At 68.8% G+C, this 15,301-nt stretch carries 17 protein-coding genes; all 17 read left to right on the top strand.

Going from position 1 to position 15,301, the window contains the following annotated elements:
• Positions 1 to 50 precede the first annotated feature (50 nt).
• Complete coding sequence (locus H556_RS0106415) at positions 51 to 569, top strand: hemerythrin domain-containing protein (protein ID WP_024353653.1); 519 nt, start codon at positions 51 to 53, stop codon at positions 567 to 569.
• Positions 562 to 1,263, top strand: a complete 702-nt coding sequence (locus tag H556_RS0106410) for an MgtC/SapB family protein (RefSeq protein ID WP_024353652.1) — start codon at positions 562 to 564, stop codon at positions 1,261 to 1,263. Before H556_RS0106415 ends, H556_RS0106410 begins: the two co-directional genes overlap by 8 nt.
• A 59-nt stretch (positions 1,264 to 1,322) precedes the next feature.
• Positions 1,323 to 2,045: an MgtC/SapB family protein gene (locus H556_RS0106405; protein ID WP_024353651.1), complete on the top strand. Its 723-nt coding sequence runs from the start codon at positions 1,323 to 1,325 to the stop codon at positions 2,043 to 2,045.
• A 70-nt stretch (positions 2,046 to 2,115) separates the two neighbouring features.
• Positions 2,116 to 2,628, top strand: coding sequence for a crossover junction endodeoxyribonuclease RuvC (ruvC, locus tag H556_RS0106400; protein WP_024353650.1), 513 nt, complete (start codon positions 2,116 to 2,118; stop codon positions 2,626 to 2,628).
• Entirely contained in the window at positions 2,625 to 3,251 is a 627-nt protein-coding gene (gene ruvA, locus H556_RS0106395) for a Holliday junction branch migration protein RuvA (protein ID WP_024353649.1), read from the top strand. Before ruvC ends, ruvA begins: the two co-directional genes overlap by 4 nt.
• Before the next feature lie 10 nt (positions 3,252 to 3,261).
• Entirely contained in the window at positions 3,262 to 4,293 is a 1,032-nt protein-coding gene (ruvB, locus tag H556_RS0106390; protein ID WP_024353648.1) for a Holliday junction branch migration DNA helicase RuvB, read from the top strand.
• A gap of 104 nt (positions 4,294 to 4,397) precedes the next feature.
• Positions 4,398 to 4,748 carry a hypothetical protein gene (locus tag H556_RS0106385; RefSeq protein ID WP_245559425.1) on the top strand — a complete coding sequence of 117 codons (351 nt, stop codon included), beginning with the start codon at positions 4,398 to 4,400 and terminating at the stop codon, positions 4,746 to 4,748.
• A gap of 6 nt (positions 4,749 to 4,754) precedes the next feature.
• Complete coding sequence (ybgC, locus tag H556_RS0106380) at positions 4,755 to 5,204, top strand: tol-pal system-associated acyl-CoA thioesterase (protein ID WP_024353646.1); 450 nt, start codon at positions 4,755 to 4,757, stop codon at positions 5,202 to 5,204.
• Positions 5,205 to 5,506: 302 nt separating this feature from the next.
• Complete coding sequence (gene tolQ / locus H556_RS0106375) at positions 5,507 to 6,262, top strand: protein TolQ (protein ID WP_024353645.1); 756 nt, start codon at positions 5,507 to 5,509, stop codon at positions 6,260 to 6,262.
• Positions 6,263 to 6,265: 3 nt separating this feature from the next.
• Positions 6,266 to 6,727 (top strand): ExbD/TolR family protein, encoded by a 462-nt coding sequence (locus tag H556_RS0106370; RefSeq protein WP_024353644.1) that lies wholly within the window; start codon positions 6,266 to 6,268, stop codon positions 6,725 to 6,727.
• A 6-nt stretch (positions 6,728 to 6,733) separates the two neighbouring features.
• Positions 6,734 to 7,606 carry a hypothetical protein gene (locus tag H556_RS16280; RefSeq protein ID WP_024353643.1) on the top strand — a complete coding sequence of 291 codons (873 nt, stop codon included), beginning with the start codon at positions 6,734 to 6,736 and terminating at the stop codon, positions 7,604 to 7,606.
• Positions 7,607 to 7,730: 124 nt separating this feature from the next.
• Positions 7,731 to 9,113 (top strand): Tol-Pal system beta propeller repeat protein TolB, encoded by a 1,383-nt coding sequence (gene tolB, locus H556_RS0106360; protein WP_024353642.1) that lies wholly within the window; start codon positions 7,731 to 7,733, stop codon positions 9,111 to 9,113.
• A gap of 150 nt (positions 9,114 to 9,263) precedes the next feature.
• Positions 9,264 to 9,818, top strand: a complete 555-nt coding sequence (gene pal / locus H556_RS0106355) for a peptidoglycan-associated lipoprotein Pal (protein WP_024353641.1) — start codon at positions 9,264 to 9,266, stop codon at positions 9,816 to 9,818.
• A gap of 105 nt (positions 9,819 to 9,923) precedes the next feature.
• On the top strand, positions 9,924 to 11,072 hold the full coding sequence (locus tag H556_RS0106350) for a DUF3667 domain-containing protein (protein WP_024353640.1): 1,149 nt from the start codon (positions 9,924 to 9,926) through the stop codon (positions 11,070 to 11,072).
• A 43-nt stretch (positions 11,073 to 11,115) separates the two neighbouring features.
• The gene (locus H556_RS0106345; protein WP_024353639.1) at positions 11,116 to 11,964 is read left to right on the top strand and encodes a tol-pal system YbgF family protein; all 849 of its coding nucleotides are present in this window, start codon (positions 11,116 to 11,118) and stop codon (positions 11,962 to 11,964) included.
• The gene (gene tilS / locus H556_RS0106340; RefSeq protein ID WP_081650894.1) at positions 11,964 to 13,268 is read left to right on the top strand and encodes a tRNA lysidine(34) synthetase TilS; all 1,305 of its coding nucleotides are present in this window, start codon (positions 11,964 to 11,966) and stop codon (positions 13,266 to 13,268) included. The genes H556_RS0106345 and tilS overlap by 1 nt, the downstream gene beginning before the upstream one ends.
• A gap of 42 nt (positions 13,269 to 13,310) precedes the next feature.
• Positions 13,311 to 15,245 carry an ATP-dependent zinc metalloprotease FtsH gene (ftsH, locus tag H556_RS0106335; protein ID WP_024353637.1) on the top strand — a complete coding sequence of 645 codons (1,935 nt, stop codon included), beginning with the start codon at positions 13,311 to 13,313 and terminating at the stop codon, positions 15,243 to 15,245.
• Positions 15,246 to 15,301: the final 56 nt, after the last annotated feature.

The following is a 15,301-nucleotide window of genomic DNA, read 5'->3' as shown; positions in this document are numbered from 1 at the left end:
GCCGCCAAGGCTTCTAGAGGCTCAAGCCTTGCCGCCAGGAGCCTTGCGCGATGGACATCACCCAACTGATCCTCGACGACCACGCCGAACAAAGACGGCTCTTCTCCCTGGTCGAAGAGATCGGGGCCGACGATGTCGAGGCGCTGGAGGCGGTCTGGGGGCGGCTGTCGGCCTTTCTGGACGCTCACGCCGAGGCTGAGGAACAGCATTTCTATCCCGAGCTGCTGAAGCTGGGCGAGGGCGCCAATGACGCCGAGGACGGCACTGTCCAGGGCGAGACCGAGGACGCCATCGAGGATCACAACAAGCTGCGCGACGCGGTCAAGGCCGTGGCCAGGCACAAGGTCGGCAGCCCGTCGTGGTTCAAGGCCGTCGGCGAGGCCAATGTCGTCAATTCCAAACACATGGGTGAAGAGGAGCGGCAGGGGCTGACTGATTTCCGCCTGAACGCCGACCTGCAGACCCGGCACGAACTGGGCGTGCGTTTCGCCGCCTTCCAGGCGCGTCACATCAACGGGGTGAGGCCGGTCAACAAGGACCCGGAAACCTACGTCGAGAAACATGGCTGACGCCGCCTGGGTGGAGACCTTCCTTCTGCCTATCGCGGGGGCCCTGATAGCCGGCGGGATGATCGGGTTTGAGCGCGAATGGCGGGGCCGGCCGGCGGGGTTCCGCACCCACATCCTGGTCAGCCTGGCGTCCTGCCTGCTGATGCTGGCGGCGATGACACAAGCCGACTGGGCCTTCCGCGCCTTGCCGGACGAGAACATCGTCACCGACCCGACCCGCATGGCCCACGGGGTGCTGACGGGGATCGGCTTTCTGTGCGCGGGGGTCATCTTCCGCACGGGCTTCTCCATTCACGGTCTGACGACGGCGGCGTCGCTGTGGATCACCTCGGCCATCGGCCTGCTGTTCGGGGCGGGGCTGTTCGGTCTGGGCGCGGCGGGGACGGTGATTACGGGCCTGATCCTGATCTCGCTCAGGGTGGTGAACGCTCGCCTGCCGGATCGCACCCTGGCGGACGTGGAGGTACGATGGCGCCGCGACGCCCCCTCGCCGGAGGCGGAGGTCGAAGCCGCCCTGCGCGCCCTGGATCCCGCTCCTGCGACCGATCGATTTGAGTTGATCGACGACGGCGCCGTGGTGCGCCGCAGCTGGCGCGTCCGCATCGAGGGCGAGGAGGCCTTGAAGGCCCTGGCGGCGCGGCTGTCAGGCCTGCCTTCCGTCTGCGGCTATGTGCTGGATCCGCGCGACGACTGACGACTTGCCGGGCGCACCGGCGCGGTTCAACCTGAACGGTCGTTGGGAGCGGTTGTGACATGGCGATTGACTGGGGCGTGACGCATTGGGGCGTCGAGGATCTGAGCCTGCTGGCGCCGGCGGCGGCCGCCATGATCGCGGGCGGCCTGATCGGGATCGAGCGGACCTATCACGGCCATCCGGCGGGGTTCCGCACCCATATCCTCGTGTCCATGACCTCGTGCGTGCTGATGCTGGCGGCCATGCATCAGGCCAGCTGGGGGTTCGTCGCCCTGCCTGAACAGCGTCTGGTGATCGACCCGACGCGGATGGCGCACGGCATACTGACCGGCATCGGCTTCCTGTGCGCCGGGGTGATCTTCCGCGAGCGGTTTTCGGTCCATGGCCTGACCACGGCGGCGTCCCTATGGACCACCTCGGCTATCGGGGTGATGTTCGGCGTCGGCCTGTGGAAGCTGGGCCTGATCGCCGCGGGGGCGACGCTGCTGGTGCTGGCCATCCTGCGCTTTCTGGATGCGCGCCTGCCGCACGTCGGCGTGATGGACGTCACCCTGCGCTGGACGCGCGGTTCGGCGCCGGACGAGAAGGTTCTGCGCGCCCTGCTGGCCGATAATGGACTGAAGCCCACTCGCATCGGCCATGTCGTCAGCCCAGACGGCCTGATCCACGAACAGTACGTCAAGGCGCGCGGTCCGATGCCGCTGAAGGTCGACGCCTTGTCCGGCGTCCTGGCCGAACAGGCAGGCCTGGCGGGCTTTTCGGTCATGCCCCGAGACGACTGAGCGGACGCGCGACCTTCTGACAAAACGCCCGGTCATTGTTCGCTAACCCTCTTTGGGGCAATAGGAACGGATGGCGAACGAAACGACTCGGATTCTGGGGCTGGACCCCGGCCTGCGCCGCACCGGCTGGGGCGTCATCGAAAGCGAGGGCAGCCGCCTGCGCTGGATCGCGCACGGCGTCGTCGCGCCCAGCGAAAAGGCGCCCTTCTCCGAACGATTGCTGCATCTGCTGGAGCAGGTCGGCGAGGTCTGCGCCGCCTATAGTTGCGACGAGGCGGCGATCGAAGAGGTCTTCGTCAACGTCAATCCGGCCTCGACGCTGAAGCTGGGCCATGCGCGGGCGGCGGTCATGCTGGCCCCGGCGCGGGCGGGTCTTTCCGTCGCCGAATACGCCCCGACCCTGATCAAGAAGGCGGTGGTGGGCGCAGGGCAGGCCGACAAGAGCCAGATCGCCTTCATGGTCAAACGCCTGCTGCCCGCCTCGGGCGACGTGAAGGCCGACGCCGCCGACGCGCTGGCCGTGGCGGTCACCCACGCCCATCATCGGCGGTTCAAAACGATAGCAGTGAGAGGGGCGGCATGATCGGTCGTCTGCGGGGTGTTCTGGCTGAGGTCGGCGAGGCGGAGTGCCTGATCGACTGCGGAGGCGTGGGCTATGTCGCTGCCTGCGGGGCGCGGACGCTGGGCCGCCTGCCGGCGCCGGGCGATGAGACGACCCTGTTCATTCACAGCCAGTGGAGCCAGGATCAGGGGCCGCGTCTCTATGGCTTCCTGACCCGCGACGAGCGCAAGGTCTTCACCCTGCTGCAGACCATTCAGGGCGTGGGGCCGAAGGCGGCGCTGGGGGTGCTGGATATCCTGCCGCCCGCCGAACTGGCCGCCGCCGTCGCACGCGAGGACAAGGCCGCCGTCGGCCGCGCCAACGGCGTGGGGCCCAAGCTGGCCCTGCGCATCGTCACCGAACTGAAGGGCAAGAGCCTGACCGACGGCGTCTTCGCCCCGACTGCGCCGGGCGTCCACGCCGAGGCCGCCGTCATCGCTCCACCGCCGCCCAGCGTCACCGGCGAGGCGGTCGCGGCCTTGCTGGGTCTGGGCATCGCCGAGGTCAACGCCCGCCGCGCCGTCGATCACGCCCTGATCAAGCTGGGCGAAGACGCCGAACTGCCGCTGGTCATCCGCACGGCCCTGCAGGAGCTGGGACGATGAGGGCCGCCGCATGACCGACGACCGCATCATCTCGCCCGCGTCCGCGCCCGGCGAGCAGCACGACCGCGCTCTGCGGCCCCAGACCCTTTCCGAGTTCGTCGGCCAGTCGGCGGCCAAGGGCAATCTGAAGGTCTTCATCGACGCCGCGCGCGGCCGCTCGGAGGCGCTGGATCACGTCCTGCTGTTCGGGCCTCCGGGGCTGGGCAAGACGACGCTGGCGCAGATCGTGGCGCGCGAGCTGGGCGTGGGCTTCCGCGCCACCTCCGGCCCGATCCTGGCCAAGGCGGGCGACCTTGCGGCCATCCTGACCAACCTCGAACCGCGCGACGTCCTGTTCATCGACGAGATCCACCGCATGGCCCCGCAGGTGGAGGAAATCCTCTATCCGGCGATGGAAGACCATGTGCTGGACCTGATCATCGGCGAAGGGCCGTCGGCGCGCAGCGTGCGCATCGATCTGGCGCCCTTCACCCTGGTCGGGGCGACGACGCGGGCGGGCTTGCTGGCCACGCCGCTGAGGGATCGGTTCGGCATTCCGCTGCGGCTGGAGTTCTATACGCCCGAAGAGCTGACTGCGGTGATCCGCGGGGCGGCGCGCAAGATGGGCGCGGCCATCACCGAGGATGGGGCGATGGAGATCGCGCGTCGCGCGCGCGGCACCCCGCGCATCGCCGGGCGCCTGTTGCGCCGGGTTCGGGACTTCGCCGATGCGGAAGGGACCCCTATCGACCAACTGGCCGCAGCGCGGGCGTTGGCGCGGCTGGAGGTCGACGAGGCCGGACTGGACAGCCTGGACCGCCGCTTCCTCAAGGCCCTGATCGAGAATTACGGCGGCGGGCCGGTCGGCATGGACACCTTGGCCGCCGCCATCGCCGAGGCGCGCGATGCGGTCGAGGACGTGATCGAACCCTATCTGCTGCAACAGGGCTTCATCCAGCGCACGCCGCGCGGCCGGATGGCCTGCGCCAGGGCCTATGAGCACCTTGGGTTAGAGACGCCCGCCGCGCCGCCCGCCGCCGCCCCGGACCTGTTCGGCAAATAGGCCGCGACTCTTTCGCAACAGGGCTTCACCTCGGCGGCGAAGCCGGTCATCCTCCAGCTTCCCAGAAGGAGGCGGTTTTGGCCCAGCCCCGCAGGATGAACCGGATGATCATCGCGCTTGGCGCGGCTGTCGTGGTGCTGGGCGGGTTCAGCCTCTATGCCGTCAATCAGGGCGCGCGCTTCGGGCCGCGTCAGACCACGCCTGCGGAGCGGGCCTTGTCTCAGGTGCGAGAGCAGATGGGGACCGAGGCCGAGGTGCGCTATGTCGAGGCCGGGCGCGGCCGGGCGGCCTGCGGCTACGCCGGTCTGAAGGGCCGCAAGGAGGCGGTGGCCTTCGTCTCGCGGCCCAACCGCATCCTGATGAGCCACGATCCGCTGACCGGCGAGTTCGCGACGTTGAAATCGCGCTATTGTCCCGGCTTCGACGCCCCTGTTCCCGCCGCCGGCAAGAGCTGACCGACCATGACCGATCAACCCAGCGCGGGCCGTTTCGACGGCCGCGATCACCTGTTGCCCGTGCGCGTCTATTACGAAGACACGGACTTCACCGGCCTAGTCTATCACGCCAACTATGTCCGCTATTTCGAACGGGGGCGGTCGGACTTCCTGCGTCTGGCCGGGGTGGGCCATGCGGACCTGCTGGAGCAGGAGGAACCGCTGGCCTTCGTCGTCTCGGACCTGGCGATCAAATATCTGAAGCCGGCGCGCATCGACGACGCCCTGGTGGTGCGCACCCGCTATGAGGCGATCAAGGGGCCGCGCCTGATCATCCGCCAGACGGTCGAGCGGGACGGGGAGGCCTTGTGCCGGGCGGATGTCGTCGCCGCCTGTATCCACCTGGACGGGCGCCCCCGGCGGCCGACCAGACGGCTGGTGGAACTGGTGACGCCCTGGTTGTCGGGGGAGGAATAGGCGCAACTTCTCCCTCCCCTTCATGGGGAGGGTGGCTGAGGCGAAGCCGAAGCCGGGTGGGGGCGGCTTGGCTGTTCACGCGCCGCGCCTTGCATCACCCGGCCCTCCCCACCCGGTCGCTGCGCGACCACCCTCCCCATGAAGGGGAGGGAGAGGTGAGGCGCTTGTTTCTTCAATAACGATGTTGTCACCCTTTCGCCTGATGACGCAGGCCGCGACGCCGGTTAGACCGCCGCCATGAAACCGCCACGTCCGCCCGGTGCAACTGGCGGACTGATCGGACCCTTCGCCAAGGACCACGCATGACACCGCCCGTCGACGCCTCCCTGCTGAACCCCATCGAGCTGTTCATGACTGCCGACTGGGTGGTGAAGACGGTGATGATCGGCCTGGCCGTGGCCTCGGTCTGGTCGTGGACCATCATCATCGACAAGGCGGTGCGTTTCTCGCGCATGAACGCTCGGGCGACTGCGTTCGAGCAGCAGGTCGAGGGCGGGCGTTCGCTGGAAGAGGTCGCCGCCCAGGCCGGGCCGCAACCGGCCGATCCCCTGCCGCGCATGTTGGTGCTGACGCTGCAGGACTGGCGCGAGGCGCGCGCGCGCGGCGCCATGACAGATACGCAAGGCTCCATGCTGATCGCCCGCATCGACCGCGCCCTGGATTCCGTCATCGCCCGCGAGAGCCAGAAGATCGAGAACGGTCTGGGCGTGCTGTCGGTGGTCGCCACCGCTTCGCCTTTCATCGGCCTGTTCGGCACGGTGTGGGGCATCATGAACGCCTTCGACAGTATTGCGGCGGCGGGCAACACCAATCTGACGACCGTGGCCCCGGCCATCGCCGAAGCCCTGTTCGCCACGGCCATCGGTCTGGCGGCGGCCATTCCGGCCTATATCGCCTTCAACGCCTTCTCGGTGTCGGCGGGCAAGTTCACCGGGCGTCTGGAAGCCTTTGCGGACGATCTGCAATCGGCCATCGCCCGTCGTCTGGGCGCACCGTCGACCCCGCCGCCGCCGCCGCCGCCGCCGTCTGCGGACCTGAACCTGCGCCGGGGCGCCTGATCCATGGGCATGGGTGCTGCAGGAGGCTCCAGCGGCGGGCGCGGCCGTCGCCGCGCGCGCAAGCGTCCGCTGAGCGAGATCAACGTCACGCCTCTGGTGGACGTCATGCTGGTGCTGCTGATCATCTTCATGATCTCGGCGCCGCTGCTGACGGTCGGGGTGCCGCTGGAACTGCCCAAGACCGAGGCCAGCGCGGTCGAGACGACCGACAAGCCCGTCACGGTCAGCATCGACCAGAACGGCGCCATCTTCATCGGCGAGGGCGAGGTCCGCTGGGAGCAACTGGCCCTGCGCGTGGCTGAAGAGGGCGGCGACAAGGCGCGCGAGAAGCCGATCTTCATCCGCGCCGACGGCCGCGCGCCGTATCAGGCCGTGGCGCGGGTGATGGCCCGCCTGTCGGCCTCGGGCTTCTCCAAGCTGAACCTGATCACCGACACCGCCGCCGACGAGCCGACGGAGGGCTGACGGACCTTGCGCCGCCCCAGTCCCGCCATCCTCGGCTCCATCGCCCTGCACGCGGGGGTGGTGGCGCTCGCCCTCGTGTCTTGGTCGTCGAAGGACGAGTTGAAGCCGCTGGTGAATTCGGTGCCGGTGTCCATCGTCTCGGATATCGAGATCGCCGCCGCCCCGGCTGACAATCCGCAGGAAGAACCTTCTCCTGACGACGGCGAGACGGCCCCGGTCGAGACCTTGCCGGAACCGACGCCGCCGGAACCTGAGCCGACCCCGCCCGCGCCACAGCCTCAACCGCGCCCGACGCCGCCGGCGCCGCGCCCGACCCCGACGCCGCCGCAGAAGAAGGCCCCTACGCCGACGCCCGCGCCGACGCCGCGCCCGACGCCGACCCCGCCGGAAAAGAAGGCGCCGACCCCACCGCCGCGTCCCACGCCAGCTCCGCCCGAGAAGAAGGCGCCTGCGACGCCTCCGCGTCCCGCTCGCCCGGCGCCGGGTCTGGACCTGGACGCCCTGGCGGGACCGCCGCGCCCGACCCAGAATCCCGGCCGCCCGGCGGCGGGCCAGCAGGGAGCTGGCTCCGCCCCACGCGCCACCGGCCCGCAGTTGGCCGCCCTGGGGGCCCAGGTGACGCCGAACTGGAACATCAACTGCGACATGCCAGGCATGGATGATCTGGTCATCCGCGTGACCGTGCGCCTGAGCGCCGACGGCCAGATCATCGGCACGCCGCGCCTTCAGGACGTGCAGAACGATCCCACCTGGCGGGCGGCGTCCGACGCCATGCAGCGCGCACTGCGGGCGACCTCGCCCTTCACCGTGCCGGACGGCTTCCAGGCTCAGGAAGTGCCCTTCCGTTTTGAAACCAAACGTCAATGCGGGAACCGTTAGGGGCGCGAGCCGTCTATCACCCCAAAGTCGCCCAAATCCTTGTGAAGCTGGCGATTGTCGGTCGCGCCGATGCTATGAGGGGCGACCGGGCCCGACCCTGTCACGATCTGCGAAGGAATGACCCATGCGCCTGAACCGCTTTCTCGCCTCGGCCGCCGCGCTGGCTTTGACCGCCCCTCTGGCGCTGGGCGGATCGGTGCAGGCCCAGTCGATGGCCCCCTCGTCGGCGCCGATGCAGGACGTGGTCGTCGATGAGGGCGTCCTGCGCCCGCTTCAGATCGCCGTCGTGCCCTTTACCGGCCAGAACGGGTCGCAGATTTCGAGCGTCATCAGCGGCAACCTGAAGCGGTCGGGCTTCTTCGACCCGCTGAACCCGGCCAGCTTCGTCGAGACGGGCCTGACTCTGGCCAATGCGCCGAACTTTCCGCAGTGGACCTCCATCGGCGCCCAGGCGGTGCTGTACGGCGGCGTGACGCCGCGCGCGGACGGGCGGATCGACGTGGGCTTCCGTTTGTATGACCCCTATCGCCAGTGCCAGCTTGTCTCCTACCAGTTCACCGCCACATCGGAGCAGTGGCGCCGCATCGCGCACAAGATTTCGGACGTGGTCTATCAGCGTCTGACCGGCGAGGCGGGCTTCTTCGATTCGCGCGTTCTGTTCGTGTCCGAAAGCGGCACCCAGCTGAACAAGCTCTCGCGCCTGACCATCGTCGATCAGGACGGTTACAACCCCGTCTTCCTGACTCAGGGCGATGAGGTGATCATGTCGCCGCGCTTCTCGGCCTCCAATCCTGACGAAGTGACCTATGTGGCGCTGGGCAAGGACTACAGCCGCATCTACCTCTACAATCTGTCGACCGGCCGCCGCGAAAGCCTGGGCGAGTTCGACGGTCAGGTGCTGGCGCCGCGTTTCTCGAACGACGGAACCAAGATGGCCTTCTCCATCATCCGGCACGGCAACACCGACGTCTATGTGATGAACCTGCGCAGCCGCCAGCTGTCGCGCCTGACGACCGATCCGGGCATCGACACCTCGCCCTCGTTCAGCCCTGACGGCAATCAGATCGTCTTCACCTCGGACCGTTCGGGCTCGGCGCGCCTCTACACCATGCGGGCCGACGGCTCGGGCCAGCGCCCGATCAGCCGCGGCGGCGGTATCTACACCGCCCCGGCCTGGAGCCCTCGCGGCGACCTGATCGCCTTCACCAAGCAACAGGGCGGCCGCTTCCACATCGGCGTGATGAAGTCCGACGGCACCGGCGAGCGCATCCTGTCGTCCTCCTATTTCGAGGAAGGCCCCTCCTGGGCGCCGAACGGCCGCTATATCGCCTTCGCGCGTCAGAGCCCGGGCGGGGACACCCGTCTGTGGACCGTAGACCTGTCGGGCCGCGTCGTGTCCCAGGCGGGCTACGACGGGCGCGGTTCGGACCCGGCGTGGTCGGGATTGCTGGACGCCCCGCCGGTCAATCTGGGCATCGGCCAGGGTCCGGATTCCTGCTCGGCGTAACGCGGATTCGCCGTCGCTGCATCTTCAGCGGAGCCATTGCCGTAAACTGTGCGTTATCCCGCTAGCGTAACGCTGCATAGCGCTGTAGCAGCCGTCAAATACAGCTAAGCTAGAGGCATCGGCCTCGAACCGAATGAGAAGGAGAATTACATGAACGCCTCCACCCTGATCCGGCTCGCCGCCGTCGGCGTCGCCGTGACCTCGCTGGCCGCTTGCACCAAGCCCAAGGTCGAGCCCGCCGTCCCGACCGAAACCCCGCCGCCCGCCACCGGGCCTCAGTATCCGACCGCGCCGAGCACCCCGGTCACGGGCGGCAACGTCGGCGCCGCCGCGCCGGGCTCGGAACAGGACTTCGTCGTCAACGTCGGCGACCGCGTCTACTTCGACCTGGATTCCTATTCGGTGCGGGCTGAGGCCCAGCCGCGTCTGGACGCCCAGGCCGCCTGGCTGGCCCGCTACCCGCAGGTCACCGTGCGCATCGAAGGCAACGCCGACGAGCGCGGCACGCGCGAGTACAACCTGGCCCTGGGCGCCCGTCGCGCCGAGGCCGTGCGCTCGTACCTGATCAGCCGTGGCGTCGCCGCCGCCCGCATCGACACCATCAGCTTCGGCAAGGAGCGTCCGATCGCTGAAGGCTCGAACGAGTCGGCCTGGGCGCAGAACCGCAATGGCCGCACGGCCATCGTGTCGGGCGCCCCGCGCTAAACATCAGGCGAAAAACTGACGGATCGAGGCGTCGGCGCAAGCCGGCGCCTCTTTTCTTTGCGCTTTCCAGGGATCAAAGTCCGCACCGAATCGGGGAGAAAGTGCATGGATCTGGAGGCGGCAGGCGGGGCCATGACGGCAGGCGTCATCGCTGGGGCGATCGAGAAGCCGACCGGTCAGGCGGGCCAGCCTCACGGCGTCTGCGCCGACTGCGGCGCCGAGGTCACTGGGCGGTTCTGCTCCAACTGCGGACAGGCGGCCCATGTCCACCGCACCCTGCTGCATCTGGGCGAAGAACTTCTGCACGGGGTCATGCACTTCGACGGTCGCCTCTGGCGCACCCTGCCGCTGTTGATCGTCAATCCGGGACAGCTGACGCGCGAGTGGGTTCAGGGCAGGCGGACACGCTATGTCTCGCCACTGGCGATGTTCCTGTTCACCCTCTTCGTGATGTTCTTCGCCCTCAGCTTCATGCCGCATCAGGAAGTGACCCTGCCGTCCCTGCCGCAGCAGATCGAGGCCCAGAAGGAGGCGATAGCCGAGGCGGAACAGGTCGCAGCGGCCGCCCGTAAGGAAGTCGATGCGGCTGCCGCGGCGATGGAGCCGGCGGACGGATCGCCCCCGGCGTTCAACAGCGGCGCGCGGGCGGGCGCCGCCGCCGGCGTTCTGGCCGGAGCCGAAGCCGGCGTCATCGCTGAGAAGGCCAAGCTTGAACGCCTGCAGAAGGACGCGGTCGAGGGCCGCAAGGACGGCCTGGACTCGGGCAGTTGGCAGGCTCAGGTCGCCGATCTGGCCGCCAGCGTCGGCACGGATGGTCAGACCAACGGCTTGACCAAGACGGTGGCCAAGAAGCTGAAGAACCCGGATCTGGCGCTCTACAAGCTGCAGCAGACCATTTATAAATTCGCCTTCCTGCTGGTGCCGCTGTCGATCCCGTTCGTGGCCCTGATGTTCCTGTGGAAACGGGGTTTCACCCTGTATGATCACGGGGTGTTCGTTCTCTATTCCCTGACCTTCATGTCGCTGCTGCTGATGGCGGTGGTCGTGGTCGCGACGACGCTGAAGGGAGCGGGCGCAGCCGTCGGCACGATCGCGGCGCTGATCGTTCCCGTTCACATGTTCGCCCAGTTGAAGGGCGCCTACAGTCTGTCGGTCTTCTCGACCCTGTGGCGGACGGCGGTGCTGCTGATCTTTTGCGAGATCGCGGCGACGTTGTTCATCGTCTCCATCATCTATCTGGGCCTCGGACATTGATCGGGGCCTTGCCGTCGCCGCAAATCGGTGGGACGACAGAGCCATGCTGAAGACGCCATTCCGCCTCACGAAACCCGCTGTCCTGACGGCGATCGGCCTGACGTTGATCGGGGGCGCCGTCGTCGCCCAGGTCCAGCCGATGGAGCAGATCCAGTGGGACAAGCGCCGCCTGGACCAGCTGGACCGTAACGTCCGCCGTCTTGAGCGCGCCCTGACCCAGCGCAACGCCGCCGGCCAACCGGTTCTGGTCGAGCTGGACCCCGAGGTCGTGGCCCTGCAGGGGCAGGTCTCGATCCTCGAGCGCCGTCTGGGCGACGTGGAGCAGACCTTCCAGCGCATGAACGCCGACAGCGAGCGGCTGACCTTCCAACTGGACGAGGCGACGCGCGAGAATACGCAGTTGAGCCGCCGCCTGCGCGATCTGGAAGGCCGGGTCGAGCGCGCCGAGAAGGCTGCTGAGGAAGCCGCTGAACTGAACGGCCCGATCGTCGCTAACTCGCCGACCGGCGACGCGGCGCAGGACCTGCAGGCGGCCATGCGTCTGGCGGGCGAGGACGCCGTGCGCGGCGGCCGCGCGCTGGAGACCGTCATCGTCACCTGGCCGAACACGCCCCAGTCGCGCGAAGCCAACAGCCGTCTGGGCGACCTGCACGTCGCCGCGCGTGACAACGCTTCGGCGGTTCAGGCCTACGCCGCTGCCCTGAACGGCTGGCCGCGCACGCCGTGGGCGCCCGAGACGACGCTGAAGCTGGCCGAGGCCCTGCGCGCCACCGACCGCGCGACCCAGGCCTGCGGGGCCCTTACCGAGTTCGGTCGCCGCTACGCCGAGGCGGCCACGGCGGCGCAGAAGACCCGCGCGACCCAGCTGCGGACGCGCGCCAGCTGCAGCTGATGGACGATCTGACCAGTCGGGTCTTCGCCCGGCTGGACGCGCGCCTGAACCATATTGGACCCGAGCCGGTCGCCCTGGCCCTGTCGGGCGGGGGCGACTCGATGGCCCTGCTGGACCTCGCCGTCGCTTGGGCGAAGGCGAGGAGACGGCGGCTGCTCGCCCTGACGGTCGACCACAATCTCAATCCCGACAGCGCGGCCTGGACCCGGTTCGCGGCCGAGGCTGCGCGCGCGGCGGGTGCCGACTGGCGCGGGTTGCTCTGGGCGCAGGGGCGAGGCGGCGCCGGGCTTCCGGCGCGCGCGCGGGCGGCCCGCCACGCCCTGCTGGCCGAGGCCGCGCGGGATGCGGGGGCGCGCGTCATCCTGACCGGTCACACCGCCGATGATGTCGCCGAGGGCGAGTGGATGCGAGCCGAGGGCGCGACGCTGGGGCGCCTGCGCGACTGGTCGGCGTCGCCCGCCTGGCCTGAGGGGCGCGGACTGATGCTGCTGCGTCCGGTGCTGGAGGAGCGGCGTGACGCGCTGCGGGATCATCTGCGCGCGCGCGGGGCCTCATGGCTGGAGGACCCCGCCAACGCCGACCTGCGCTTCGGCCGGGGGCGGGCGCGGGCGGCGCTCGACAAAACCCCGCCCCACCCGCCAATGGAAAGTCAGAGGGCTGATCCGCAGCTCGCCCCCGGTTTGTCGCCGTGCGGGCAGGACCTTGCCTGGGCCGGGGTGCTGACAGTGCCCCGCGACCTGCCCGGATCGACGCTGGCCGCCGTCCTGCTGTGTGCGGGCGGTAGCGTGACCCCTCCGCGCGGAGGCCGGCTGGCGGCTCTTCAGGGGCGGCTGGCGGCGGGCGAGGATTTCACTGCTGTCCTGTGCGGCGCCCGCATTGAGGCGTCCGGCGCCCTTGCCCGGGTGATGCGGGAGCCGGGCGAATGGCGTCGCCGCCCGGTCGCGCCGCTGCACCTCACGTCGGGCGTCGCCGTCGTCTGGGACGGGCGGTTCGAGATCGTCGCTGACAGGCCCGGCCTGCGCGTCGAGGCGGCGGCCGGGCGGCTGGCGCAGCTGTCCGATCGGGAAAGGGCGGTCTTGTCCGGTCTGCCGCCCGCCGCCCGCGCCGCCGCGCCGGTGTTGATCGACGGGCAGGGGCGGGCGCAGCTGGCCTGGCGCGGGGCCGATGTCCGGGCGCTGGGCCTGCGCCGTCTGACGCTCGCCTCGGCGGTTTTTACGGGCGAAACGACGCAGGAAGACGGACTCTTTCAAACCCTTCATGGCGAAACGCCGCCGTCTGACCTATTTTCAGACGAAGACTGCTGATCGACGGGCCCAGCGCGGCCCTGTCGAGGAACCGAGGACCGAATGAACCTGCGCAATTTCGCCATCTGGGCCGTGATCCTGTTGGGACTGGTGAGCGTCTACGCCGCGATCAGCCAGAACGGCGGCCCGGCCATGCCCGGCGCCAAGGAAGGCGCTGCCGGACGCCCTGAGACCCTGACCTATTCGGAGCTGATGACCGCCGTCGAGGCGCAGCAGATCAAATCCGTGGTCGTGCGCGGCGACGCCATGACCGGCGAGAAGAAGGACGGCGTCAAGTTCAACGCCGTGACGCCGGTGCCCAACGTCGACCTGCTGAACCAGATCCGCACCAGCGGCGGCGACGTCGAGGTCAAGAGCACCCGCCAGCCGTGGTGGTCGGGCCTGCTGGGCCTGCTGTTGCCGGTGGCGCTGATCGTCGCCTTCTGGTTGTTCATCATGAACCGGATGCAGGGCGGGACGAAGGGCGCCATGGGCTTCGGCAAGTCCAAGGCCAAGCTGCTGACCGAGCACAAGGGCCGCAAGACCTTTGACGACGTGGCCGGCGTGGATGAAGCCAAGGACGAACTGCAGGAGGTCGTCGACTTCCTGAAGGACCCGGCCAAGTTCCAGCGTCTGGGCGGCAAGATCCCCAAGGGCGCCCTGCTGGTCGGTCCTCCCGGCACCGGCAAGACCCTGCTGGCGCGCGCGGTGGCGGGCGAGGCGGGCGTGCCCTTCTTCTCGATCTCGGGCTCGGACTTTGTCGAAATGTTCGTCGGCGTCGGCGCCAGCCGCGTACGCGACATGTTCGAACAGGCCAAGAAGAACGCGCCCTGCATCATCTTCATCGATGAGATCGACGCCGTCGGTCGTCACCGGGGCGCAGGCCTGGGCGGCGGCAACGACGAGCGCGAGCAGACGCTGAACCAGCTGCTGGTCGAGATGGACGGCTTCGAGGCGTCCGAGAACATCATCCTGATCGCCGCGACCAACCGTCCCGACGTGCTGGACCCGGCCCTGCTGCGTCCGGGCCGCTTCGACCGTCAGGTCGTGGTGCCCAACCCCGATGTTTCGGGTCGCGAGCGAATCTTGCGCGTGCATATGAAGGACGTGCCGCTGGCCGCTGATGTCAACGTCAAGACCCTGGCGCGCGGCACGCCGGGCTTCTCGGGCGCGGACCTGGCCAACCTGGTCAACGAAGCGGCCCTGATGGCGGCCCGAAAGGACCGCCGCATGGTCACGCACCGCGACTTCGAGGACGCCAAGGACAAGGTCATGATGGGCTCTGAGCGCAAGTCCATGGCCATGAATGAGGAAGAGCGCCGCCTGACCGCCTATCACGAGGCCGGTCACGCCATCGTCGCCATCAACGTCAAGATGGCCGACCCGGTGCACAAGGCGACCATCGTCCCGCGCGGCCGGGCGCTCGGCATGGTGATGCAGCTGCCGGAGGGCGACCGCTATTCCATGAAGTTCCAGCAGATGATCGACCGCATCGCCATCATGGCGGGCGGCCGCGTCGCCGAGGAGCTGATCTTCGGCCCGGAAAGCATTACCTCGGGCGCCAGTTCGGACATCGAACAGGCGACCAAGCTGGCGCGCGCGATGGTGACGCGCTGGGGCTTTTCGGAGCGTCTGGGCACGGTGGCCTATGGCGAGAATCAGGAGGAGGTCTTCCTGGGCCATTCGGTGTCGCGCAGCCAGAACGTCTCTGAAGAGACGGCCCGCATCATCGACGAAGAGGTCCGCCGCATCGTCACCGAAGGCTGGGAAGAGGCTCGCCGCATCCTGACCGACAAGGCGGGCGACCACGAGAAGCTGTCCCAGGCTCTGCTGGAGTACGAAACCCTGTCGGGCGACGAGATCAAGGACCTGCTGGAAAACGGCCAGCCGCCCAAGCGGGATGAGGAAAACGACACGGTCGTTGGCCCGTCGCTGTCGGTTCCGGCGACCCCGGAAGACGAACCGGCGAAGCCGGTCGAGCCGGCTCCCGCCGTCTAGGAGACTTTCGTCCAGCCACGAAAAAGGGGCGCGTCCGATGGGCGCGCCCCTTCTTT

Origin of the sequence: Brevundimonas naejangsanensis DSM 23858 (genome assembly GCF_000421705.1) — a bacterium.
In the GTDB taxonomy this organism is placed as follows: Bacteria; Pseudomonadota; Alphaproteobacteria; order Caulobacterales; family Caulobacteraceae; genus Brevundimonas; species Brevundimonas naejangsanensis.
Note: the sequence above shows the minus strand (reverse complement) of the source record. Positions and strands in the feature narration are given on the sequence as shown.